This is a genomic window from Paraburkholderia atlantica, assembly GCF_009362785.1.
In the GTDB taxonomy this organism is placed as follows: domain Bacteria; phylum Pseudomonadota; class Gammaproteobacteria; order Burkholderiales; family Burkholderiaceae; genus Paraburkholderia; species Paraburkholderia atlantica.
Window position 1 is genome coordinate 55881 of sequence record NZ_WHNQ01000013.1, and the last position, 24580, is coordinate 80460.

Genomic DNA, 24580 nt, shown 5'->3' on the forward strand with positions numbered 1-24580 from the left:
TCCTGATTCTCCTTTCGAAAGTTGCAGCGACAATCCGGTTACTCAGCAACCAGAAGGCCACGAGCCGCGAGGTTGCGATACAGCGCGCGCACGCCGAACGTCCACGGTTCGATTTCGGTGGACAGGCGCACCGTGTTGGTCAGCGCGCCGAGCTGCGGCGTCGAAATCGTCACACGGTCGCCGAGGTGGTGCGTGAAACCGGCGCCGGGCGCGTCGCGGTCCTTGATCGGCGAGAACATCGTGCCGAGGAACAGCATGAAGCCGTCCGGATACTGATGGTGACGGCCGCAGGTCTGCGCAACGAGGTCGGCCGGGTCGCGGCTGATCTCGCTCATGTGGCTCACGCCGTCGAGCACGAAGTCGTCGTCGGAGCCTTCGACGCGCAGCGACACGCTCGCGCTGCGCACCGAGTCGAGCGAGAACGTGTCGTCGAACAGCCGCACGAACGGGCCGATCGCGCACGAGCCGTTGTTGTCCTTGCACTTGCCGAGCAGCAGCGCCGAGCGGCCTTCGATGTCGCGCAGGTTCACGTCGTTGCCGAGCGTCGCGCCGACGATGTTGCCGCGGCTATTCACGGCGAGCACGATCTCCGGCTCCGGGTTGTTCCACACCGACGCGGCGAGCAGACCGACGTCCGCGCCGAAGCCGACCGCCGACATCGGCTGCGATTTCGAAAACACTTCGGCGTCCGGGCCAATGCCGACTTCCATGTATTGCGACCACGCATCGCGCCGTTCGAGCTCGGCCTTCAGCTTCATCGCGGCCTCCGAGCCCGGCTTGATCTTCGACAGATCGGTGCCGATCGTCGACGCGATCGTCTCGCGCACTTCCTTCGCCTTCGCCGGATCGCCGCCGGCCTGCTCCTCGATCACGCGCTCGATCAGGCTCACCGCGAACGTGACGCCGCAGGCCTTGATCGCCTGCACGTCGCACGGCGCGAGCAGGCGCACGGCGGGGGCGCTCGCGCCCGGCTGGTTTGCGTCGATCAGTTGCGCGACCGGCCCCAGCGGCACGCCCGGCGCGCTGCGCGCAAATTGCGCGGCATCGTCGCGTTCGAATAGATCGGCGGTGGTCGGCACGGTCGCGGTGATGTCGAACACCTCGCCGCCGCGCACGACGACCACGCACGGTCCTTCATGCTGCTCGGTCTTGCGCCACACGCGGCCGATCAGCAGCGCGTCGTTCAGATCGCCGGGAAGAAAGCTGGAGGAGGAAGTTGCGGACATGGGATGGGCTCTTTCGGATAAGTGGAGAAACGGGCAAGGCCGGGCGTCGCGTTGTGTGCGAAGCCCGGCCTTGTCACCTGCAGGTCAATGCGAATGCCGTGGATTACCGCGCTCGGCAATCACCTTCAGATAAAGCGTCGCCGGTTCCAGACAGCCGCCGGTCGAAAGCTGGCCGACCGTCTTGCGGTACAGCTCCTGCCACGGCGTTTGCGCGGGCGGAATCTCGAACTGCACGGTTTCGCGGCGTCGCGCGAGTTCGGCTTCGTCGACCAGCACGTTGACACTGCGCGAATTCAGATCGACGCGGATGCGGTCATTCGTGCGCAACAGCGCGAGGCCGCCACCCACGGCCGCTTCCGGCGACATATTCAGAATCGACGGGCTCGCGGACGTGCCGCTCTGACGTCCGTCACCAAGTGTGGGCAGCGAAGTGATGCCCTGGCGCACGAGCGCCGCCGGCGGCGCCATATTGACGACCTCGGCGCTGCCCGGATAGCCGACCGTGCCCGTGCCGCGAATCACGAGAATGCAATGCTCGTCGATTTCGAGCGCCGGATCGTTGATGCGCGCGTGATAGTCCTCGGGGCCGTCGAACACGATCGCACGTGCTTCGAAGGTGTTTTCGGCACCTGGCTCGCTCAGATAGGTCTTGCGGAACGCCTCGCCCACCACCGACATCTTCATGATCGCGCTGTCGAAGAAGTTGCCCGACAGCACCATGAAGCCCGCGCCGTGCTTCAGCGGATCGTCGGTCGTCTTGATCACCTCGCGATCCGGCGCCGGCGCGGCGGCCGCGATTTCGCCCATCGTGCGACCGGACACCGTCAGACATTCCTCGTGCACGAGGCCGGCTTTCGCGAGCTCGTGCATCACGGCCGGCACGCCGCCCGCGCGATGGAAGCTCTCGCCGAGATACTCGCCCGCGGGCATGCAGTTGACGATCAGCGGCACCTGCTCGCCGACGCGCTGCCAGTCGTCGAGGCTCAGCTCGACGCCCATGTGCCGCGCGATCGCGATCAGATGCGGCGGGCAGTTGGTCGATGCGCCGAGCGCCGATGCGACGACGATCGCGTTTTCGAACGCTTCTTTCGTCATGATCTTCGACGGCCGCACGTCGTCGCGCACGAGGTCGACGATGCGCTTGCCGGTCGCGTAGGCCATCTGGCCGCGCTCGCGGTAAGCGGCCGGAATGCTGGCGCAGCCGGGCAGCGACATGCCGAGCGCTTCGGCGAGGCTGTTCATCGACAGCGCGGTGCCCATCGTGTTGCAGTGACCGATCGACGGCGACGATGCGGTGGTCAGCTCCATGAAGCCTTCGTAGTCGATCTCGCCGGCCGCGAGCAGATTGCGCGCATGCCAGATCACGGTGCCCGAGCCGACGCGCTTGCCGTCATGCCAACCGTCGAGCATCGGGCCACCGGACAGCACGATCGCCGGCATGTCGACGGTGGCCGCGGCCATCAGGCACGCGGGCGTGGTCTTGTCGCAGCCGGTGGTCAGCACGACGCCGTCGAGCGGAAAGCCGTGCAGGATTTCGACGAGCCCCAGATACGCGAGGTTACGGTCGAGCGCGGCGGTCGGCCGGCGGCTCTGCTCGGCGAGCGGATGCACCGGAAACTCCATCGGAATGCCACCCGCGTCGCGAATGCCTGCTTTCGTGCGCGCGGCGAGTTCGATGTGATGCCGGTTGCACGGCGCGAGATCGCTGCCCGTCTGCGCGATGCCGATGATCGGCCGGCCCGACTGCAGCTCTTCGCGCGTCAGACCGTAGTTCATGAAACGCTCGACGTACAGTGCCGTCATATCCGCATGCGAGGGATCGTCGAACCATTCCTGGCTGCGCAGCCGGCGCGGGGTGGATGCTGACATGATGCGTGTCTCTCTGTCTGGGTGAGGGTTGCTTATCCGTGCTTACGCGTGCTCTGCGTGTTTCTGCGCCCGCGCCGTCTCGCGGCGCGGCGCGCTGTCTTCATTCGGCGTGGCCCGCGTCAGCATCGAGCGCGGCACGAGCAGGATCAGCACGCAGCTGACCAGCAGACACGCCCCGAGTGCGTAGGTGCCGTTGTTGATGTCGCCGGTCAGATTTTTGGCCACGGCGGTGATCATCGAACCGGTAAAGCCGGACAGATTGCCGATCGCGTTGATCATCGCGATGCCGGCCGCCGCCGCGGCGCCCGACAGCAACTGTCCCGGGAACGTCCAGTAAATCGGCATCAACGCGAGGATGCCGGCGGTGGCGATCGTCAGAAACGTGATCGCCCACACCACATGATGCGCCAAAGCCGCGCTCATGATCAGACCGACTCCGCCGATCAGCGCCGGAATCGCCGCATGCAGGCGCCGCTCGCCGGTCTTCTTCGAATGCGCGGCGTTCGCGAGCGTCGCGATGATCGCCACGCCATACGGGATCGCGGTCAACAGGCCGATATGCAGCGGGTCCTGCACGCCGGTCGCCTTGATGATCGACGGCAGCCAGAACGCGAGGCCGTAGAAGCCGGTATTGAACGTGAGCAAGATCGCGACCAGCAGCCAGACGCGCGGATCGCGCACCGCCGAGCCGAAGCGCGCGGTCTTGTGCGTGCTTTCGCGCTGCAGATTCGCCGCGAGCAGGCTCTTTTCCTGCGGCGTGAGCCAGCGCGCGCGCTCGATGCCGTCGTCGAGCGAAAAGTACACGACGAACGCGGTCAGCAGCGACGGCACGCCCTCGATCAGCAGCATCCATTGCCAGCCCTGATAGCCGAGCAGGCCCGCCGTATGTTCCATCAGCCAGCCCGACACGACCCCGCCGAGCATCAGGCTGACCGGCATCGCGATCAGAAAGCCCGACATCACGCGGCTTTGGCGCTGCGCGGGAAACCAGAAGTTCAGGTACAGAATCACGCCGGGGAAGAAGCCGGCCTCGCAGAGCCCGAGCAGGAAGCGCAGGATGTAGAACATCGTCGAGGTTTCGACGTGCGCGATCTGCGCGAGCGGCGCGACGAACGCGAGCGCCATCGACACGAGCCCCCACGTGAACATGATCCGCGCGATCCAGAAACGCGCGCCGTAGCGATGCAGAAACACGTTGCTGGGCACTTCGAAGATGAAATAGCCCCAGAAAAACGCGCTCGCGCCGATCGCGTACATCGTGTCGGACAAGCCGAGATCGTCGAGCATCTGCAGCTTCGCGAAGCCGACGTTCACGCGATCAAGATACGCAACCACATAGCACAGCAACAGTATCGGCAGCAGCCGGCGCACGACCTTGCGATAGGTCCTTTCCTCGAACTCGTCGACGCGCGCGGTGGGCGCCATGGCGGACGGTACAGCGGTCATTCGTTTCTCCATCAGCGTGTTTTTGGTAGGAAATGCCGTTGCTTCGCGGCTCGTGCGATGCGAGCAGCCGAACCTCGGCTTGAAGTTACCGGTAACATTTCAGGCTGTGGATGTTACGCGCGGCTTACCGTCCGGACAACCAAGGGATATCCCTGATCTGTCTAATTAAAGGTAGTTCGCCGATTTCGCGGCTCGCGAATTCAGCGACGCGATCTCTACGCGCTATCGCGCGCAATCACCGTGAAATCGATCTTCACCGCTTTCCTGCGATGCACGTCGCCCGCTTCGCGATCGGCGAGCGCCGCGAGCAGCGTTTCGCCGGCCCGCAGGCCGATGCCGTATGCGTCGACCGATACCGTCGTGATGCTCGGCTGACAGCACCACGACACCTCGAAGTTGCCGAAGCCGGCAACCGCGATGTCGCCCGGCACCGACAGCCCGCGCCGGTGGCACTCCATGATCGCGCCGAACGCCGACATGTCGCTCACGCACATCACGGCTTCGGTGTCGGGCCACGTGTCGAGCAACGCGCTGATCGCCGGCGCGCCGTGGCTCATCGTGATAGGCGAATCGCCGAGCCGGATCACGCGCGGCTCGCCGAGGCCGAGCGCCTTGACTTCCGCGACGTAGCCGCGCATCCGGTCGTGCCCGCGCCGGTCGCGCTCGCTGGCGCCCGCGATAAAGCCGATCCGCCGATAACCGCGCTCGTGCAGGTGGCGGACCATCGCGCGCGCCGCCGCCGAGTTCGAAAAGCCGACGACCGTATCGATCGGATCGCTGGGCAGATCCCACATTTCGACGACCGGAATGCCGGCGCGCTTCAGCAGCATGCGGGTCGCCTCGGTGTGCCGGCCGCCCGTCAATGCGACGCACCGCGGCTGGTGGCGCAGCATCGAGCGCACCAGCAGTTCTTCCTGCTCCAGCAGGTAGTCCGTATCGCCGAGCAGCAGTTGCAGACCGTGCGGATTCAGTGCGGCATTCAGGCCGCGCACGGTGTCGGAGAAGTTCGAGCTCGACAACGACGGCACCAGCACCGCGACGAACTCCGAGCGTCCCGACGACAGCGCCCCCGCCGCCGCATCCGCGACGTAGCCGAGTTCGTCGATGACCTTCTGCACGCGTTCGCGGGTCGCCTGCGACACGTTGCGGCCCGAGAGCACGCGCGACACGGTCATCTTCGAGACGCCCGCACGTTCGGCAACATCGGACATGCGGGGCGGGACTGGCGGCCTGGACGTCATGATAGGAATCGGGGCGAATGCGCGAAAGTCATGGAACGCACATGATAGCGGGCCGCTCCTTGCGGAGCGACCAGGCAACGTCAGGGTTGCGTTTTGCGGCTTGTCCTGTCGCTGTGTTTTTGTCGTTTACCGCTCGAAGCCCACGGTGCAGCGTGCCTGAGCCTGTCCCGCCGCCGGCGCGCGGAACGAGAACAGCCCGCCCGCCTGCGGCTGATGCTGCCGCTCGACCGCCGTCAGCCCCTTCCATGCCGTCGACACATAGACGGTTTGCAGATCGTCGCCGCCGAACGCGAGCTTCGTCACGTTCGCGCAAGGCAGCGGCACCTGATCGACCAGTTCGCCCGCCGGCGAGTAGCGCTCGATCCGCCAGCCGCCGAACAGCGCGATCCACACGAAGCCGTCGGCATCGACCGCCATGCCGTCGGGATGGCCGTCGCCCGAGATCGCGGCGAAGATGCGCTTGCCCGACAGCGTGCCGTCCGCGGCGACGTCGAACGCATAGACCACGCGCCGCATCGTGTCGTTGTGATACAGCGTGCGGCCGTCCGGGCTCATCGCCGGGCCGTTCGTGATCACGTAGTCGTCGTCCTGCGCGACGGCCGCGCCTTGCTCGTTCACACGATACAGCGAGCCGCTCGGCGCCTCTTCGGCATCGTCCATCGAGCCGAACCACAGGCGACCCCGGGCATCGACGAAACCGTCGTTCAGGCGGTTGCCCGGCAGATGCGGTTCGACGTCGACGAGCTTGCTGAACTCCCCGCTCGCCGGATCGAAGCGATGCAGGCCGCCTGGCAGCCCGCATACGAACGTGCCGTTAGCGAGCGGCGCCAGAAAACCGGGCTGATCGGGCGCCTGCCACGTCCGCTGCTCGCCGGTCGCGACGGACAGCCGATGAATCCGGCGCCCCTTGATATCGACGAAATACACGGCGTTTTCTGCGGCCTGCCACAGCGGCCCTTCGGCCAGCTCGGCGCCGACCGCCCATACGCACACAGGTACCGGCATGCTCATTCTCCGTACCACCCTGCGTCGACGAAGTAATCACGGCCTGAGCAGCGCGACGCGTCGTCGGACGCGAGGAACAGCGCCATGCGCGCGACGTGCTCGGGCTCGATGCGCAATTGCAGACACTGACTCGCGACCACCTTCGCTTCGCTCTCCGCCGACTGCCACAATTGCATCTGCCGCGGTGTCTTCACCGCACCCGGGATGATGCAGTTCACGCGGATGCCCGCGTTGCCGAGATCGCGCGCGAGACCACGCGTGAGCCCTTCGATGCCGGCCTTGGCCGTCATATAAATCGCGAGGTTCGGCAGCGCGACGTGCCACGATACCGAGCCCAGATTCAGGATCACGCCGCGCCCCGCGCGACGCATGCCGTTCGCGGCGGCCTGCGCGCAGAAGAACTGATGGCGCAGATTCACGGCGATACGGTCGTCCCAGTAGCTCGCGGTCAGCTCGCCGATTTCGTGCCGGTCGTCGTTGCCGGCGTTGTTGACGAGCACGTCGATCGGGCCCGCCGCTTCGACGATGGCCGCGAACGTGCTTTCGATCGCGTCGACATTTTTCAGGTCGCAACGGCGGAACAGCGGCGGATGCTTCGCGTGGCGAAGCGTTTCCTGCAGCGCGAGCGAATCGTGTTCGGCGACGTCGAGGAAGAACACGCGCGCGCCTTGCTGCGCGAAAGCCTCGACGATCGCGGCGCCGATCCCGCTGCCGCCGCCGGTTACGACGATGGTTTTGTCCGCCAGGCTTGGATAGGTTGCGTACGACATCAGATTTTCCACTTGTAACGAGTAGGACCACACAAGGGGCGGCACTCGCCGCCCCGACCCGCCGCTTAGGCCGCGATCTCGACTTCGCTCAGCATGCGCCAGTTGCGTTCGAGCGTTCTCGTCGCGGCGCCCGCGACCGCGACCGTGCCGCTCAGATGAATATCGCGGCTCGAGCTGCCGACCAGCAGATCGAAGTCACCGGGCTCGACGATACGCTCGCCGCGCGCGTCGGTGAAGTTCAGCATGTCGACCGGCAGCTTGACGCGCACTCGCGCCGATGCACCGGCCGCGAGCGGCACGCGCGCGAACGCTTTCAGCTCGCGCACCGGCCGCGCGACCGACGCGTGACGGTCGCGCACGTAGATCTGCACGATCTCGGTGCCGTCGCGTGCGCCGATGTTGTCGAGCGTGAAACTCAGCTCGATCGTACCGTCCTCGATCGGCACTTCGCTGTGCGCGAGCGCGAGATCACCGTAACGGAACTGCGTATAGCCGAGACCGAAACCGAACGGATAGCGGCAACCGAAATGGTATGCAATTGGCGTTCCGGCGCTTTTCAGACGATGGTTATACACGTACGGTACCGCGCCCGCACTCTTCGGCACCGACAGCGGCAGACGGCCGCTGAAATCGGCGCGGCCCACCAGCAGATCGGCCAACGCTTCGGCGCCGCGCTCGCCCGGCGCAAACGCCATGATCTGCGCGGCGATGCGCTCTTCGAGGCCGCCGAGATTGTACGGGCGGCCGCCCGTCATCACGACGACGGTCGGCGTGCCGCTGTCGACCACCGCCTGCAGCAACGCCTGCTGCACGCCCGGCAGGTCGAGGCTGTCCGTATCGGACCCTTCGCCGACCGTGCCGGACTGGAACAGACCCGCCAGATCGCCGACGAACACCAGCGCGACGCCCGCTTGCCGCGCGGCCTCGACCGCGGCGGCGATGCCGTCGGTATCCTTGCTGATCAGCTCGTCGCAATGCGCGTCGCCGGTCAGATCGAGCGACACGTCGCCCGGGAACACCGGCGCGCCGGCGCGACGTTCCTTGATGATGTCGCAGCCCTGCGCGTGAATCACGCGCTCATTGCCGAGCAACGCGCGCAGCGAGCGCAGCGGCGTCGCGATCGAAGCAGTGGACTGCTCGCCGCTGTTGATCAGATGCACCGGGAAGCTGTAGCCGGCCAGCAGCGCGAGCGGATCGTCGGCGGTCGGGCCGATCACCGCGATTTTGTCGGCACCGTTCGCGTCGAGCGGCAGCACGTCGCCCTGATTGCGCAGCAGCACCGCCGATTCGAGCGCGACCTGATACGCGGTATCGCCCGCGGCCGCGCTCTTCACGTCGACGCGTTCGGGATCGACATACGGATTCTCGAACAGGCCGAGCTGGAATTTCACGCGCAGCACGCGCGAGACGGCAGTGTCGATCGTCGCTTCGGTGATCTCGTTGCGCTCGAGCGCTTCTTTCAGATGCACCGCGCACTCATGGCCCGGCAGCTCGACGTCGAGGCCGGAGTTGAACGCGAGGGCCGCGGCCGACGCGCTGTCGCGCGCCACCGCATGGTGGCTGTAAAGCAGGTCCACGCCCGCGTAATCCGCGACGACAAGACCGTCGAAGCCCCACTTCTCGCGCAGCGTGTCGTGCAGCAGCGCGCGATCGCCATGACAGGGCACGCCGTCGACGTCGTGATACGCCGGCATCACCGAGCCCGCGTTCGCGAGCTTCACGGCCATTTCGAACGGCAGCATGAACACGTCGTTGAGTTCACGGGGACCGACATGCACCGGCGCATGATTGCGGCCGCCTTCGCTCGCGGAATGACCGACGAAATGCTTGAGCGTCGCGAGCAGATCGCGCTGTTCGCCTTGCAGGCCCTTCACGTAGTGGCATGCGAGCACGCCGACCAGATACGGGTCTTCGCCGAGCGTCTCCTCGGTGCGGCCCCAGCGCGGATCGCGCGACACGTCGAGCACCGGCGCGAGCCCCTGGTGACAGCCGATCGAACGCGCCTGTTCGCCGATGATCGTGCCCACTTCGCCGACCAGCCGCGGATTCCACGTCGCCGCATAGTTCAGCGGCGACGGGAACAGCGTCGCGTCCTTGATCATCAGCCCGACGAGGCACTCCTCGTGCGCCATCACCGGAATGCCGAGGCGCGTGTCTTCGACCATCTTGCGCTGCAGCTCGTTGAGCGCGCGCACGCCTTCCTTCGGATCGACCGTATGCGTGCCGAGCGGACGCGTGATCTGGCCGAGGCCATACTGCAAGATCTCATCGACCGTGATCTGGTTGGCACTCTGCGCGAAATCGATGCTACGCGCCTTGTGATTGCCATCGGCCGACAGCTTCAGCCACGCGGCATGAAGCTGCGCGATCTTTTCGTCGAGTGTCATGCGCGCGAGCAGATCGGCCACGCGCTCTTCCACGGCTGCGGCGGGATTGCGGTAGAGCGGCACCTCACTTTGGCGAAGCAACATCGAAAACTCCTTTTATTTATCCTGGTGTACGAAGCGCATTGAGCGCCGACAAATCCGTTGTTCCTGACAAGCGTGCGGCAGGGCGTTGCTTCGGGCCGGACGCCGTCCCGTTAAATTTCAGATACCTTTCCGCGCTTCGCAGTCCTGCTAATCGATCGAACGCAGCCGCGACTCGAGATTCGCCGTGTTCGATCGACTACGGGTCGTTCAGTGCGTCTAGCGACGCGGTGCAGTGAGACCGCGCTTGCCTGCGTCGGGCAAGCAACGCGATCGCGGCAAGCGGATCAGTGCAGACGCGGCAGCGCGAAATCCTTGTCGTCGAACACGTGGCACGCTTGCGGTGCGAACGCCAGCTCGACGCGTTCGTCGTGATTGACGCCACCGTCGCCGGGCAGTTTGGCGATCAACGTGTTGCCCTCGCGCACGCCGCCGTCCACGTGCACGTAGCTGTGCTCGCCCATCCGTTCGACCAGACGCACGGCGCAGCGGATCGTCTGCACGCCGGGCCGCGCCGACGGCAGGGCAAGGTGCTCCGGCCGGATGCCGAGCGTGACCTGCGAACCGACGCGCTGCCTGCGGCCGTCGACCTCGGCACGCACGCGCTCGCCCGTGGTCAGCTCGACCTGAATGCCCTTTTCGTCGACCGCGAGGACCGTGGCGGGCATGAAGTTCATCTTCGGCGAACCGATGAAGCCCGCGACGAAGCGGCTCTTCGGCCGGTGATACAGATCGAGCGGTGCGCCGATCTGCGCGATGCTGCCGTGCTTTTCCATGTCCGCGCCGGCGTGCAGCAGCACGATCTTGTCAGCGAGCGCCATCGCTTCGATCTGGTCGTGCGTGACGTACACCGCGCTCGCGCGGTTGAACTCGCGATGCAAACGGGCGATTTCGGTACGCGTCTGCACGCGCAGCGCGGCGTCGAGGTTCGACAGCGGCTCGTCGAACAGGAACACGCCCGGCTCGCGAACGATTGCGCGGCCGATCGCCACGCGCTGGCGCTGACCGCCGGACAGCGCAGCGGGGCGGCGTTCGAGATAGCTGTCGAGTTGCAGTGCTGCAGCGGCGCTGTGCACCTTCTTGTCGATGATCGCCTTATCGACTTTCGCCTGGCGCAGACCGAATGCCATGTTCTCGTACACGCTCATATGCGGATAGAGCGCGTAGTTCTGGAACACCATTGCGACCTGGCGCTTCGCGGGTTCGACGTTGTTCATCAGTTCACCGTCGATGCGCAGTTCGCCGTCGGTGATCGATTCGAGACCGGCGATCATGCGCAGCAGCGTGGACTTGCCGCAGCCCGATGGTCCGAGGAACACGCAGAATTCATCCTTGCCGACTTCGAGGTTGGCGTCGCGGATCACCGAGTTACCGCTCGTATAGGATTTCTGCACGTTAGTGAGAGAGATGCTTGCCATGTCGTTTTTGCGAAGTTCGGTGTGCGGGCCATTCCAGCCCACACGATTCGAGGTGGTGTGCGATGCGGATCAGCCCTTGAGCGAGCCAGCCATCATCCCCTTGATCACGCGCTCCTGACCGAACGCGTACGCAACGATCAGCGGCAACGAGGTGAGCACGAGAACGGACAGCATCGAAGGAATGTTCGACGCGTATTGCCCCATGAAGTCCCAAATCGCGAGCGGCAGCGTGCGGTGCTCGGCCGTCGACGTCAGCATGTACGCGAAGATGAACTCGTTCCACAGACCAATGCCGTTGAAGATCGTCACAGTAGCGAGCCCGGGTGCCGAAAGCGGGAAGAAAATCCGCCAGAAGATGCGGAACGGACTGCAGCCGTCGAGCTGCGCCGCTTCTTCGAGCTCGCGCGGAATCTGGCGCATGAACTCGGTCAGGATGAAGATCGATACCGGCAGACTGAGCGCCACATACGGGCCGAGCAGCGCGAACGCGGTGTCGTAGAGACCGAGGTTGCGCGTGAGCAGATAGATCGGCACGAGCGTCGCATGCAGCGGCACGATCATGCCGGCGACCACCAGACCGAACAGCGTCTTGTTCAGCGAGAAGCGCAAGCGCGCAAACACGTAGGCCGCCATCGCGCTGATGACGACGATCAGCAGCACCGACACGCCCACCGTGAACACGCTGTTACGCAAATAAGTGAAGAACGGCCCGTGCAGCACAGCCGCGTAATTGCCCCAATACAGGTGACTCGGCGGCGCCCACACGGACGTCGCGAAGGTCTCTTCCTGGCTCTTGAAGCTCGACGCGAGCATGAAGAGAAACGGAATCGTCGTGACGGCCAGCCAGATCAGTGCGAGCAGAGGAATCCCCACGCGGGGAAAGCGAAGTTTCTTGTTCATGGTTCAGACCTCGGTTGCATAACGGCGGGTGAAGTACATCGACACCGCCGCCACCGTGATGACGATAAGGAACATCGCCGAGCCGATGGTGCTGCCGTAGCCGAGTTGGAACGAACTAAACACCGTGCGATACATGTAGGTGGCCATCACCTCGGACGAGCCTTCGGGGCCGCCACCGGTCATGACGAAGACGAGATCGAAGTAACGCAGCGAGCCGAGCACTGACAGCAGCACAGCGGTACGCACCGTGCCTTGCAGGTGCGGCAGCTTGATGCGCCAGAAAATGGTCCACTCGGATGCGCCGTCGAGCAACGCTGCCTCGTTGACCTCGGCCGGCATCGACGAGAGTCCGGCGAGGAACAGAATCATGTAGAAGGGCGCGTTCTGCCAGATGATCACGGCAATCGTCGCACCCAGCGAAAAATGCGGGTCGCCCAGCCAGTCTTTCGCGAGGCCATCAAGCCCGAATGCCTGCAGCGCGACGTTGACCGGACCGAAATTCGGATCGTAGATTTGCTTGAACAGCACGCCGATCGCCACGCTCGACATCAATAGAGGAAGGAAATACAGAACCTTCAGCAAGCGCGAGCCACGGCCGGCCTTTTCCAGCAGCACGGCGAGCGCGAGCGCGATCGGAAGCTGGATGACGATCGACGCGACGGCAAGAATCACGTTGTTCCGCAGCGATTGCCAGAACACCGTGTCGTGCGCGAGCCGCTCCCAGTTCGCGAGCCCGATATAACGGGCAGTGTTGCCGAGGCCGTTCCAGTCGAGCAGCGACAGCCGCAGGCTGGAGACGAGCGGATAAAGCAGGAACACGGCCAGCAGCAGCAGCGACGGTGCAAGAAACACAACCGTGACGAGCGTTTGCGATGAGAACCTCAGCCGGCGTTCGGGAGTAGCGGAAAGTGCAATATTCACGGGCTTGTATGCCGACCGGCACCTCGCGGTGCCAGTCGGACTTTTCTTTGAGACTGGAGAAGATCAACCGCCCTTCTTCGAAGCGGATTCCATTTGCTGCGCAGCAGCTTCAGGCGTCAGCGACAGGCCGAACAGTGCCTGCGTCGTGTCCTTGTGCATTTCACCGAGAGCCGGCGGCAGTGCCTGGTCGTACCAGAGCTGCACGCTCGGAGCCGCGGCGAGCAGTTTCTGCAGACGCTGCGTGAACGGATCGTCGATCTTGACGTTGTTGACCGGCGGAAGCTTGTGGTCATCCGACGCGCGAGCCTGCATCGCCTGTTCGTCGGTCAATGCCTGGATCAGTTTGAACGCTGCGTCCGGCGTCTTGCACTCGGCCGAGATGCTGAGGAAGCCATCGCCGACCGTGCCGATCAGGTCGCGCGGATCGCCCTTGCCACCCGGCACGCTCGGGAACGGGAAGAAGTCGAGATCCTTCGAGAACGCCGGATTCTCGTTGGCGATCGTCGAAGCTTCCCAGGCGCCCATCAGCTCCATGGCAGCCTTGCCCGTGTACAGCAGACGGCGCGAGGCGCCCGAGTCGTAGTCAAGACCGTTGATGCCCGGCGCGAAAGCGCCAGCCTTCACGAGTTCCTGAATGCGCTTGCCGGCTTCGACGAACGCCGGATCTTCGAAGCCCTTGCCCTTGCCTGCGATCGCGTCCTTCACGACTTGCGGACCACCGATACGGTCGACGAGGTACATGTAGTACATCGAACCGGTCCACTTGTTCTTGTTCGCGAGCGAGAACGCTGCAACGTTGTGCTGCTTCAGCACGTCGACGACGTGCATCAGTTCATCCCACGTCTTCGGCGGCGTGATGCCGTACTTCTTGAAGACTTCCTTGTTGTAGAAGATCACCGCGGCCGCTGCGTTTTCAGCAGCAACGCCGTAGGTCTTGCCGTCGAACGTCGTGACATCCCACGACGATTGCATGAAGCGGTTGCGATACGCCGGATCTTTGGTCAGGTACGGCGTCAGGTCGGCGATCTGGCCGGACTTCACGTATTCATGCAGGCCGCCACCACCCCAGTTCTCGAACACGCACGGCGGCTGGTTCGCACCAAAAGCGACCTTCAGCTTCGTCTTGTACGCTTCGTTCAGGACGTGCGAATTCTCGACCTTGTAGCCCGGAACCGCCTTTTCGAATCGATCCGCCGCATCGCGAATGATCTTGCTCGACGACGCATTGGTCTGCTGGTCCCATACCGTGATCGTCTTGGAGTCCGCCGCTACGGCGTTCGAAACAACTGCAGACAACGAAAACAGCAGCGCCGTCGCGCCGATGATGGACCGCGCTTTAAACAAAGCCGGGTACGCCATTTTTGTCCCCTCTTCTGGATTTTTAAGAAACCGCCGAAACGTTAACGTTAGCCTTAACGTTAGTGAATGTTAGGTCGATGCGAGAACTAAGGCTATGCGGGATTTTACCTGGTCTGGGCGGGGCTGCGACGCAACACCGTATAAGATTGATTGATTGTGGGAAAGCGGAAATATAAAGGGTTCTGCTAGAATAGCCACTACATAAACGGTATCGCTAACGCGATTAGCGAGTCGACCCATCCAATGACCTCTCGCACACCTCCGACCCGCATGGCAAGACAAACCCCCACGCTCGAGCATGTCGCCAAGCTGGCCGGGGTGTCCCAGATGACCGCATCGCGTGCTCTGAACGGCCGTCCCGGCGTGTCGCGCGAAACTCGCGACGAAGTATTGAGAATCGCGTCGGACATCGGTTACGTCGTCAACCGCACCGCGCAGAAACTGTCGGGTGGCCGCAATGGCATCATCGGCATCATCACGCCGACGCTCGACACGCAATTCTCCAGCGAACTGATTCTCGGCGCGGGCCGCGCGGCGCGTGGCGCGGGTTGCGAGATGCTGGTCTACACGGTGTTCGACGAAGATCGTCATACGCATCACGACCTGCTCGGGCTGATCCAGCAATTCTCCGACGGTATCCTCGCCATTCTTCCGCGCGAGTCCCTGTGCCTCGAGGCGCTCGCCACCGCGAAGGTGCCGGTCGTCGTCGTCGATCAGCGCGGCACGCTGACGGGCTTCCCGTCGGTGTCGGTCGACAACTACGGCGGCGCATGTCTCGCGGTCGAACACCTGGCGGAGCTCGGGCACAAGCGCATCGCGTTTCTGGCCGGCGACGAAACGATCGAAGGTGTGCGCGACCGGCAACGCGGCTATCACGACACGCTGGCTCGCCTCGGCCTGCCGCGCGAAGACGCGCTGGTCGCCGCGGGCGACCTGTCGCAAATGATGGCGTTCGACGTCACGTTCGACCTGTTGAACCTCGCCGAGCCCCCCACCGCGATCTTCACTGCCAACGACCAGAGCGCGTTCGGCGTGATCGCCGCAATTCGCGAAGCCGGCCTGCGCGTGCCGGACGACATCTCGGTGATCGGTTTCGACGACATCCCGATGTCCGAGCAGTTTCACCCGGCGCTCACCACGATCCGTCAACCGTTCCAGCAAATGGCGCGCTCGGCGGTCAACACGCTGCTCGCGCAAATCGCCGGGATCGACGCCGCTTCGCAGCGCATCACGCTGCCGGCGGAACTGGTGGTGCGCGATTCCACCGGCCCAGTCCGCACCAAGCAGCGCCGCGGCCGTCACCAGATCGTTTCGACGTAAGTCGACGCGCGCACCTTCGCATCCGAAGTTACGAGCGCGCCGCCATGCGTGCGCGCGGTCGCGACGATCAGGCGTTGATGCAAGCTGAGCGAAGGCGGCAGCGTGGCCGCGCGAAACGCGATCTCGGTGTCGACCGGAATCATCCGCACACCGTCTAGCGACAGAAACGTCGACATCCAGCTGCGCGCGTCCATCGACAGCCCGAGACTGCCGACCTTCACGAACTCCGCGATTTCGAACGCGCTGATCGCCGAGATCAGGATCTCGCCGCCGGCGAGCTCCCGATCGATCGCATCGTGCGCGGCCTGGCTCAGCGCTTTCTGCCTGCCGAGCCAGCACACGAGCGCAAGCGTGTCGAGCGTGATCATTACTCTTCCTGGTCGGCTGTGACCGGTTGCAACGCGTGCTTCAGATTGAAATGCGTAATCGACGCGCGCAGCAGCTCGAGCGGATTCTCCTGCTTGCTGCGATACGGCCGGATTTCGATGGTGGGTTGCCCGCGGTCGGTGACGACCACGGTCTCGCCCAATGCCTCGACCTGACGGAACAGCTCGCAGGCCCGGGACTTGAAGATGGCTTTTGATACTCGCTTTTCCATGACGCTCTCCACCCAGCAAAATTCCAACGGTTATTTTTTGTGTCGGGCCGGCGCGCCCGCATGCGAACGACCGCGATGCGTGGCCCGACGTTCTTTATCAACCTTGCTCTCAGGTACTACTTCCCAACCTACTGCCAGGAGCTCCCTCGAACTCCCGTCCAACTCGCGGCGACGATTACCGGAACCGCGACACAGCCCGCACCGGTAGGCGCGTCTCGGGTTTCAATGTTTTGCTTCGTGTTTTAGCTCTTCGAATAGATGCAGAAACCTTGAACGTTACCCTTAACGTTAGCGGATGTTAATGGTCCCCACTCGCCGCCGCCATGCGGAGTTAACCTAAGCTCCGAACGACTATCCGAACCGTCCGATCCAACCCTCGAAGCCAAGCCCAGCAAGGAGGAAGCTCCGTGCAAGGCATCGACAGCAAAACGTAATATTTAATGCGAGCCAGCTAACGTGATCCCAGCTTGCGTCACTCTTCGTCGTCCGATGCAAGGGGCCTCGATGAAGGCTCCGCATCGAAATGTACGATCCACACATGCAGCGATTCGCGCGGCTTCTTCAACCTGCCTCGCTGCTGCGGCGCTCGTTCGATAGCCGATTGCCCGCGGTCCGCGGCAGCCGCGGTTTCACCAGGCGTCTGCGCATACCGCTGCCCGGACGGGCCGCTAGCCGCGGCCTCGCCATCGTCCTTCACTCCATTTTTCTCCATCGCGCTATCCGCCATCGGTGTGCTGGTGCCCGCTCGTCGGCATCGGCCTGTCAAACAACGGCGCCGACGTCTTCGCCGACTTCGGGTCGCGCGAGGCTCACCGCGGCGCCGTTCGCATCGAACAGCGTGACCGACGACGACGCCACCTTGATCCCGACGCGCGCGCCGACCGCATGCTGCGCGTCCTTCTTGTCGAGCTTCAGCGTGATCGCGTGCGCCATGCCATCGAGTCGCGCATGCAGCAGCGATACGTCGCCGAGATGCTCGACCAGTTCGACACGCGCGGCGAGACCTTCGTCGAGCGAGCCGATGCCCAGGTGCTCGGCACGCACCCCGAGCGTCAGCTCGCCGTTCAGCGACTGCGACGATTGGCCGGGCAGCACGATGCGCTGGCTCGCGCCGGCGAGCGCCACGACGGTTTGCGTATCGCTTTGCGACACCAGCGTCGCGGCCAGCATGTTCATCTGCGGCGAGCCGATGAATCCGCCGACGAAGCGGTTCGCCGGTCGCTCATACAACTCGAGCGGCGCGCCGGTCTGCTCGATGTGGCCTTTGTTGAACACGACGATCTGCTGGCCGAGCGTCATCGCCTCGACCTGATCGTGCGTGACGTAGATCATCGTCGTGCCGAGTTCGCGATGCAGCTTCGCGAGTTCGATACGCATCTGCACGCGCAGCGCCGCATCGAGATTCGACAGCGGTTCGTCGAACAGGAACACGCGCGGCTTGCGCACGATCGCCCGTCCGATCGCGACGCGCTGGCGCTGACCGCCCGACAGCGCCTTCGGTTTGCGCTCCAGCAGATGCGTGATCTGCAGGATCTCGGCGGCACGGCCCACCGCCTCGCGCACTTCATTTTTCGACTTGCCCGACAGCTTCAGCGAAAAACCCATGTTTTCCGCGACCGTCATGTGCGGGTAGAGCGCGTAGCTCTGGAACACCATCGAGATGCCGCGGTCCGTCGGCTGCAGATCGTTGACGCGTACGCCGTCGATCAGAATGTCGCCGCCCGTGATCGACTCGAGCCCCGCGATCATGCGCAGCATCGTCGACTTGCCGCAGCCCGACGGTCCCACGAACACCGTGAACTGGCCGTCCGGGATGTGCAGATCGATGCCCTGGATCACCTGCGGTCCTTCGCCATACGTCTTTGAGACTTTGCGCAATACGAGTTCGCCCATTTGATGCCTCCTCCTCAGTCCTTGTACTTGCAGACCCCGCGTGACGCTATCCCACTGCCCCACTACTGTCGCGCCACGCGAGGTTCGGTGCGCCCGCCGCCGGGCGTGCGCGTCAGCGCACGGCCGCGACGCCGGCGTGTTGTGCGATCACGTCGCGATACCACAACGCGCTGTCCTTCAGCGTGCGCTCCTGGCTCGCATAGTCGACGTAGACCATGCCGAAGCGCTTGTCGTAGCCCGACGCCCATTCAAAGTTGTCCATCAGGCTCCATGCGAAATAGCCGGCCACGTCGACGCCCTGTTTCACCGCGTCCGACAACGCTGCCAGATGCAGGTCGTAGAAGCGCACGCGCTCGGCGTCATGAACGCGGCCGTTAGCCAGCACGTCCTTCGCCGCGCAGCCGTTCTCCGTGATGTAGATCGGCGGCAGCTTGTAGTCGGCGTTGATGCGGGTCAGCAATTCGGTCAGGCCCTGCGGATAGACTTCCCAATCCATATCGGTGAAGCCAAGCACGCCCGGCGGACGCTTCTCGCCCGATGCGCTCGCGAAGATGCGCGTGTAGTAGTTGATGCCGAGGAAGTCCATCGGCGTGCCGATCACGTCGAAATCGCCGCTCAGGATCGCCTCTTGCGGCCCGTTTGCGCCATACCATTCCAGCGCCTCGGCCGGATACTCGCCCTTGAACAGCGGGTCCATGTACCAGCGCACGAACTTCGCGTATTCGAGCGACGCCGCGGCCTGGTCTTCAGGCGAATCCGTCGCGCCGTGCGCCGGCGACTGATTCAGCACGATGCCGAGCGGCGCCTTCACGCCATCGGCGCGCAGTGCCTGCAACGCGAGACCGTGCGACAGCAGCAGGTGGTGCGCGACGTGCGCGGCTTTCTTCAGATCGGCGTTGCCCGGCGCGAAATAGCCGGTTGCGTTGCCGAGCCATGCGGTGCACCACGGCTCGTTGTGCGTCGCGATCGATGCAACGCGATCGCCGAGCACGCTGCCGATCTTGCGCGCGTAGTCCGCGAAGCGATAGGCCGTGTCGCGGCTTTCCCAGCCGTCTTGCGTATGCTGCAGCGACAACGGCAGGTCCCAGTGGTACAGCGTCGCGAACGGCTGGATATCGCGCTCGAGCAGACCATCGACGAGACGCTCGTAAAACGCCAGACCCTTGTCGTTGAATGCGCCGCGGCCGGTCGGCTGCACGCGCGGCCACGCGATCGAAAAGCGGTAAGCATTGACGCCGAGTTCAGCCAGCAGATCGAGGTCTTCCTCGAGGAGGTGATAGTGATCGCACGCGACATCGCCGTTCTCGCCGTTCACGACCTTGCCCGGCACTTTGCAGAACGCGTCCCAGATCGACGGTCCACGGCCGTCCTCATGCGCTGCGCCTTCGATCTGGTAGGAACTGGTGGCCACGCCCCAGACGAAGTCTTCGTTGAATCGATACGTCGACATAAATGTTGTTATCCCGAATGGTCATGCCCGCCAGGGCGTGAAGATGAAAGGAAAAATCTCAGGCCTTGACCGCGCCGGTCGTCAGACCGTCGATCAAACGCCGCGAGGTGAACGCGAACAGCACCAGCAACGGCAGCACCGCGACTGCGGAGCCCGCCATCACCGCGCCCCAATCCGAATTGGTCGGGCTTTGCAGAATGCGCAGCGCGAGCGGCAGCGTGTACATCGAAGGCGAACGCAGCACGACGAGCGCCGACAGAAAGTTGTTCCATGCCTGAATGAAGCTGATCAGCCCGAGCGTGCCCAGCGCCGGTCCCAACAGAGGCATCACGATGCTCCAGTAGATGCGGAATTCACCGCAGCCGTCGATGCGCGCCGCCTCGATCAGCTCGGACGGAATCGCCGACGCGACGTACTGGCGCATCAGGAACACGCCGAGCGCGGCGGCCGCGCCTGGCACGTACAGCGCGCGCGGCTGATCGATCCAGCCGAGCAGGTTCATCGTCATGAAGGTCGGAATCATGCTGAGGAACGGGGGCACCAGCATCGCGGTCAGCGCGATCGCGAACAGCGTCTTCTTGAAGCGGAACTCGTACATCGCGAACGCGTAGCCGGCCATCGACGTGACCAGCAGTGTCAGCACGGTTTGCATCGCGGCCGTATAGAAGCTCCAGCCGAGATTGCGCCAGAACGGAATGTGCCGCATCAGCGAGGCCATGTTGTCGAGAAACGCGCTGCCGAACCACAGCGGGGGCGGCATCGAGAAAATCTCGGAGCTCGTGTGCGTCGCGAACACGAACATGAAGTAGAACGGCGAGAACATCAGCAGCCCGCCGGCCACCACGATCGCATAGCCGATATAGCGGCCCTTGTTGTTCGACGATTTCATCGCTGGTTCTCCTCGTTCATGCCGCTGCGGTGAAAGATCCGCGTGTTCAACCACATCAATGCACCGATCGAAATGAACAGCAGCCATGCGATCGAACTCGCGGTGCCGAAATCGCCGTCGTGGAATGCGGTGCGATACATATAGACGGCCGTCGTCAGGCCGGACTGACTGGTACCCATGCCTTCGTTCGGCAGCAGAATGAACGGCTCTTCGAACAGTTGCAGCCCACCGATGATCGACAACGTGACCGCGAAGAAAATCATCGGCTTGATCAGCGGAATCGTGATGCGGGTGAACTGTTGCCAACCGTTCGCGCCGTCGATGCGCGCGGCCTCGTACAGGTCCTTCGGAATGGTTTGCAGCGCCGACAGATACAGCACCGTGTTCCAGCCGACGTAGCGCCAGAAGATCACCACCGACACCGCCGGCTTGACGTTCTTCGGGTTATACAGCCACTCGATCGGATGGACGGGGACGATCCAGTGCAGGCCGGGCAGCTTGCCGAGCTCGGCGATCGCGAGGTTGATCATGCCGAAGTCGGTCGAATACAGCGACGAGAAGATTAGCGCGATCGCGACGCTCGACGTGATGAACGGCAGGAAGTACAGACCGACCATCAGGTTGCGCCAGCGGCGAAACGCGGTTTGCAGAAAGAACGCCAGCGGCAGCGCCACCAGATGCTGCGGCACGCCGGACATGATTGCCATCGACGCGGTGTTGTACAGCGACTTCCAGTACCACGGGTCGGTCAGCGTGAACGTGAAGTTCGACAAACCCACCCACTTCATGCTCGCCAGCCCTGCCGTCGCGTCCCAGCTCTGGAACGACAGGTACAGCGAAAACAGCAGCGGGAACGCCATAAACAGCGCGAACAGCAGGAAAAACGGGCCGAGAAACAGGTAGGGTGCGACCTTCACCGGATCGAGCCGCGAAGTTTTGCGCGGCGCGGCGAACGGCGTGGGCGAGCTCAGCACATCGCTCACGCGTGCATCGCGGGCGACCTCTTCGGTCGTGGGCAGCGGAGTGTTCATCAATAGTTCCGTCCAGTCGGGCGTGGGGTGGGTCGATGACCGGCCACGCTGTTTGCAGCAGACTTGCAGCGCACTGCGAGACACTTCGGCCGCGGCACGCAGCGTGCCGCGACCTTGCATCAATACCGCTTAACGGCGGACCCGATGGGCGATCTGGTCCTGCGCTTCCTGCAGCGCGGTATGCACGTCTGCGCCATCGTCGACGACCTTGTCGAGCGCCGAGTGCACCGCTTCCTCGGCGACCTGGTCGAACTTGCTGCGCTGGATCGCCGGGATGTGCGATGCGGCATCACGCCAGATCAGACGCGCCTTCTCGTCGCCGAGAAACGCGACCGGCTCGGCGAAGAACGAATCGGTCTGCGCGGAGAGCAGCGACGGGAATGCGTCGATCGAACGGAACGAGGCGAGCTGCGTTTCCTTGCGGGTCGTCAGGAACTTGATGAATTCCCACGACATCGGCTTTTGCGTCGCTTTCACCGGAATCGACCAGAACGTGCCGCCGAACGATGCGTACGCGTTATTCGGCAGATTGGCCGCACGCCACAGGCCCTTCGTGTCCGGTGCGATCCACGACGACAGGTGGCCGCCGAGCCATGCGCCCATCATTTGCGTCGCGACGGTGCCGCGCTTGAAGCTCTCGGCCCATTCGTTCGACCACGGCGTGATCTTCGCGTCGAGACCGAGCTCGCGCGCTTTCTTCGCGAGTTCGAACGCCTTCACGAAACGGGGTGACGTGACGATCGGATTGCCGGCCTTGTCGAAGTACACGCCGTCGCCTTCCTTCAGGTCGGCACGAATGTAGATGTCTTCGATATCGCGCGACGATGCCATCAGGTATGCACCGGTCGCCTTCTTGATCTTCACGCCGGCCGCCAGATAAGAGTCCCACGACTTCGTCAGATCGGCTTCGGTGACGCCTGCCTTGTCGAGGATGTCCTTGCGATAGAACAGCGTGCCCGGACCGATGTCGGCCGGCATGCCGACGATCGCGCCGTCCTGCGTGGTCGCCTGCGCGAACGTGTAGTTGATGAACTGGCTCTTGTACTGGCCCGCGCTATACGGCGCCTTCGACAGATCTTCGAGACCGCCGCCCGCCGCAAAGCGGCCGATGAAGCCGACCTCGACCGCCATCACGTCGGGCAGATTCGAGCTCGTCGCGAGCGCGGTGGTCATTGCGTTGTGGTGATCGGCGATCTGGAGCGACGACACCTTGACGTCGACGTCCGGATGCAACTTCTTCCACGCCGGCAGCGCGTCCTTGATTTCCTGGTCCAGCTTCGGAAAGACCGCGACGTTCAACGTGGTGTTGGCGTGCGCGCCGACTGCGGCCACGCTGAGCAGAACGGCGGCGGCAGAGCCTGAAAAGCGGAATTTCATTACTCGTCTCCTAAAGAACCCTGTTTGAACTGCATTTGATGAATACCCGGTTGCTGCGACCTACTTCCCCTGTTGTCTTTGTTGCTGCTTTGCTTGGTGCGGCCTTGCTTGGTGCGGCCTTGCTTGGTGCCGAATGTGTTGCTGAATCTCTGCTGGACTGCCGATGCCTGAAAGCGCTTTCACGTCGGGGCAAAAAAAAAGCCGCTACGTACGCGTGTCTTCACGCTTTACCGGCGGCGTGATCCGTCGCGTGGTTTCACGCGTCACGAGCGTGAGCGGAATCGGGCTGAGCGCGATCGACTGCTTGCGGATCATCTGCACGATGCCCTGCGCGGCGAGTCGGCCGATTTCGTAAGTCGGCTGGCGAACCGTCGTCAGAGGCGGCGTCATGTACGACGAAGTCGGCAGGTCGTCGAAGCCGACCAGCGAGACGTCGTCCGGCACCCGCACGCCGCGGCGGAACATCGCGAGGCGCGCGCCGTACGCGGTCTGATCGTTTGCGCAGAACACCGCACTGAACGACGGATGGCGCGCCATCAGCCGCTCCATCGCGGCGACGCCGCCCGTTTCGAGGTAATCGCCCTGCTCGACGAGGTCGGCATCGAAGCCGATGCCCGCTTCCTCGAGCGCGGTCCGGTAGCCGACGAGGCGCTCGATCGCATCCTCGTGACTGGCTGGCCCAGCGATGAAGGCGATCTCGCGATGGCCTTGCTCGATCAGATGGTGGGTCGCGTCGCGAGCGCCCTGCATGTTGTCGATCGGCAGGCCCGCGAGCGTCGCGCTGTTCTGCACCGAGCGGCCCAATACGAGCATCGGTGCGCGCCGCGAGTAGTCGGTCAACGTCGACTCATCGAGTTGCGCGTGGAGCAGGATGATTCCGTCGACGCGCCGCGCGATGAACTGTTCGAGGCGCGCCTTTTCGTCGGCGATGTTCCAGCGGCTGCTCACGAAGATCGGCGTAAAGCCCGGCTCGGACAGCGACTCTTCGATGCCGCGCAGCCATTCGGCGTAAAACGGGCTCGACACCGCTTGCGTCAGTACGCCGATCGTTTCGGTCCGGCCGCTCGCGAGACTGCGCGCGAGCACGTTCGGCCGATAGTTGAAACGCGCGATTGCCTCCTCCACCGCCTGCTGCTTGGCGGGAAGCACGCGCGCAGAACCGTTCAGGATCCGCGATACGGTGCTCGGAGAAACACCGGCCGCGCGCGCGATGGCCTCGAGCGTCACGTTGGGCGCAAGGGGTACGTTGGGTACCTTGGGCGCGCCGGGGTTGTCGTTTGAGCCGTCGTGGGTCATGAGTTCTGCCTGAATCCTGTGATGATGAAAGCGCTTTCAGATATGAAGAAACGCAGCCCGTCCGATGATGAAAATCGAAAAAAATGAAAAAGCAGCCGATGCG

21 protein-coding genes are annotated in these 24580 nt (G+C 63.9%); 1 reads left to right on the forward strand and 20 read right to left on the reverse strand.

Annotation, left to right across the window (positions count from 1 at the left end; genetic code table 11):
- Positions 1 to 38: 38 nt before the first annotated feature.
- From GCT19_RS19640 to GCT19_RS19690, 11 genes are all read right to left on the reverse strand, one after another.
- Positions 39 to 1226, reverse strand: a complete 1188-nt coding sequence (locus GCT19_RS19640; RefSeq protein WP_152852860.1) for a fumarylacetoacetate hydrolase family protein — start codon at positions 1224 to 1226, stop codon at positions 39 to 41.
- Positions 1227 to 1310: 84 nt separating this feature from the next.
- Positions 1311 to 3095: an IlvD/Edd family dehydratase gene (locus tag GCT19_RS19645; RefSeq protein ID WP_013093958.1), complete on the reverse strand. Its 1785-nt coding sequence runs from the start codon at positions 3093 to 3095 to the stop codon at positions 1311 to 1313.
- 42 nt (positions 3096 to 3137) lie between these two features.
- On the reverse strand, positions 3138 to 4541 hold the full coding sequence (locus GCT19_RS19650; RefSeq protein ID WP_026228335.1) for an MFS transporter: 1404 nt from the start codon (positions 4539 to 4541) through the stop codon (positions 3138 to 3140).
- 215 nt (positions 4542 to 4756) lie between these two features.
- Complete coding sequence (locus tag GCT19_RS19655; protein ID WP_152852861.1) at positions 4757 to 5752, reverse strand: LacI family DNA-binding transcriptional regulator; 996 nt, start codon at positions 5750 to 5752, stop codon at positions 4757 to 4759.
- Positions 5753 to 5908: 156 nt separating this feature from the next.
- Positions 5909 to 6793: an SMP-30/gluconolactonase/LRE family protein gene (locus GCT19_RS19660; RefSeq protein WP_018433692.1), complete on the reverse strand. Its 885-nt coding sequence runs from the start codon at positions 6791 to 6793 to the stop codon at positions 5909 to 5911.
- A complete protein-coding gene (locus GCT19_RS19665) occupies positions 6790 to 7557 on the reverse strand; it encodes an SDR family NAD(P)-dependent oxidoreductase (protein ID WP_152852862.1) in 768 nt (255 codons plus the stop codon). The genes GCT19_RS19660 and GCT19_RS19665 overlap by 4 nt, the downstream gene beginning before the upstream one ends.
- A gap of 65 nt (positions 7558 to 7622) precedes the next feature.
- Positions 7623 to 10028 (reverse strand): glycoside hydrolase family 3 N-terminal domain-containing protein, encoded by a 2406-nt coding sequence (locus GCT19_RS19670; protein WP_018433690.1) that lies wholly within the window; start codon positions 10026 to 10028, stop codon positions 7623 to 7625.
- 284 nt (positions 10029 to 10312) lie between these two features.
- Positions 10313 to 11443, reverse strand: a complete 1131-nt coding sequence (locus GCT19_RS19675) for an ABC transporter ATP-binding protein (protein WP_152852863.1) — start codon at positions 11441 to 11443, stop codon at positions 10313 to 10315.
- 69 nt (positions 11444 to 11512) lie between these two features.
- Positions 11513 to 12343, reverse strand: coding sequence for a carbohydrate ABC transporter permease (locus GCT19_RS19680; protein ID WP_013093951.1), 831 nt, complete (start codon positions 12341 to 12343; stop codon positions 11513 to 11515).
- A 3-nt stretch (positions 12344 to 12346) separates the two neighbouring features.
- Entirely contained in the window at positions 12347 to 13264 is a 918-nt protein-coding gene (locus GCT19_RS19685) for a carbohydrate ABC transporter permease (RefSeq protein WP_026228331.1), read from the reverse strand.
- A 63-nt stretch (positions 13265 to 13327) separates the two neighbouring features.
- Entirely contained in the window at positions 13328 to 14623 is a 1296-nt protein-coding gene (locus GCT19_RS19690; protein ID WP_035490628.1) for an extracellular solute-binding protein, read from the reverse strand.
- A gap of 270 nt (positions 14624 to 14893) precedes the next feature.
- Here GCT19_RS19690 and GCT19_RS19695 point away from each other — a divergent pair, with 270 nt between their 5' ends.
- Positions 14894 to 15943, forward strand: a complete 1050-nt coding sequence (locus GCT19_RS19695) for a LacI family DNA-binding transcriptional regulator (protein WP_013093948.1) — start codon at positions 14894 to 14896, stop codon at positions 15941 to 15943.
- Here GCT19_RS19695 and GCT19_RS19700 read toward each other — a convergent pair.
- The 9 genes from GCT19_RS19700 to GCT19_RS19740 form a co-directional block, all read right to left on the reverse strand.
- Positions 15922 to 16311: a type II toxin-antitoxin system VapC family toxin gene (locus GCT19_RS19700; protein WP_018433686.1), complete on the reverse strand. Its 390-nt coding sequence runs from the start codon at positions 16309 to 16311 to the stop codon at positions 15922 to 15924. The genes GCT19_RS19695 and GCT19_RS19700 overlap by 22 nt on opposite strands.
- The gene (locus GCT19_RS19705) at positions 16311 to 16541 is read right to left on the reverse strand and encodes a type II toxin-antitoxin system Phd/YefM family antitoxin (RefSeq protein ID WP_013093946.1); all 231 of its coding nucleotides are present in this window, start codon (positions 16539 to 16541) and stop codon (positions 16311 to 16313) included. The genes GCT19_RS19700 and GCT19_RS19705 overlap by 1 nt, the downstream gene beginning before the upstream one ends.
- Positions 16542 to 17013: 472 nt before the next feature.
- On the reverse strand, positions 17014 to 17253 hold the full coding sequence (locus GCT19_RS19710; protein WP_152852864.1) for a hypothetical protein: 240 nt from the start codon (positions 17251 to 17253) through the stop codon (positions 17014 to 17016).
- A gap of 50 nt (positions 17254 to 17303) precedes the next feature.
- The gene (locus GCT19_RS19715) at positions 17304 to 18434 is read right to left on the reverse strand and encodes an ABC transporter ATP-binding protein (protein ID WP_018433684.1); all 1131 of its coding nucleotides are present in this window, start codon (positions 18432 to 18434) and stop codon (positions 17304 to 17306) included.
- Positions 18435 to 18546: 112 nt separating this feature from the next.
- Positions 18547 to 19884 carry a GH1 family beta-glucosidase gene (locus GCT19_RS19720; protein WP_152852865.1) on the reverse strand — a complete coding sequence of 446 codons (1338 nt, stop codon included), beginning with the start codon at positions 19882 to 19884 and terminating at the stop codon, positions 18547 to 18549.
- 58 nt (positions 19885 to 19942) lie between these two features.
- On the reverse strand, positions 19943 to 20773 hold the full coding sequence (locus tag GCT19_RS19725; RefSeq protein ID WP_018433683.1) for a carbohydrate ABC transporter permease: 831 nt from the start codon (positions 20771 to 20773) through the stop codon (positions 19943 to 19945).
- A complete protein-coding gene (locus tag GCT19_RS19730; protein ID WP_152852866.1) occupies positions 20770 to 21804 on the reverse strand; it encodes a carbohydrate ABC transporter permease in 1035 nt (344 codons plus the stop codon). Before GCT19_RS19730 ends, GCT19_RS19725 begins: the two co-directional genes overlap by 4 nt.
- 129 nt (positions 21805 to 21933) lie before the next feature.
- The gene (locus GCT19_RS19735; protein ID WP_152852867.1) at positions 21934 to 23181 is read right to left on the reverse strand and encodes an ABC transporter substrate-binding protein; all 1248 of its coding nucleotides are present in this window, start codon (positions 23179 to 23181) and stop codon (positions 21934 to 21936) included.
- A 204-nt stretch (positions 23182 to 23385) separates the two neighbouring features.
- The gene (locus GCT19_RS19740) at positions 23386 to 24477 is read right to left on the reverse strand and encodes a LacI family DNA-binding transcriptional regulator (RefSeq protein ID WP_152852868.1); all 1092 of its coding nucleotides are present in this window, start codon (positions 24475 to 24477) and stop codon (positions 23386 to 23388) included.
- Between the last annotated feature and the right edge of the window lie 103 nt (positions 24478 to 24580).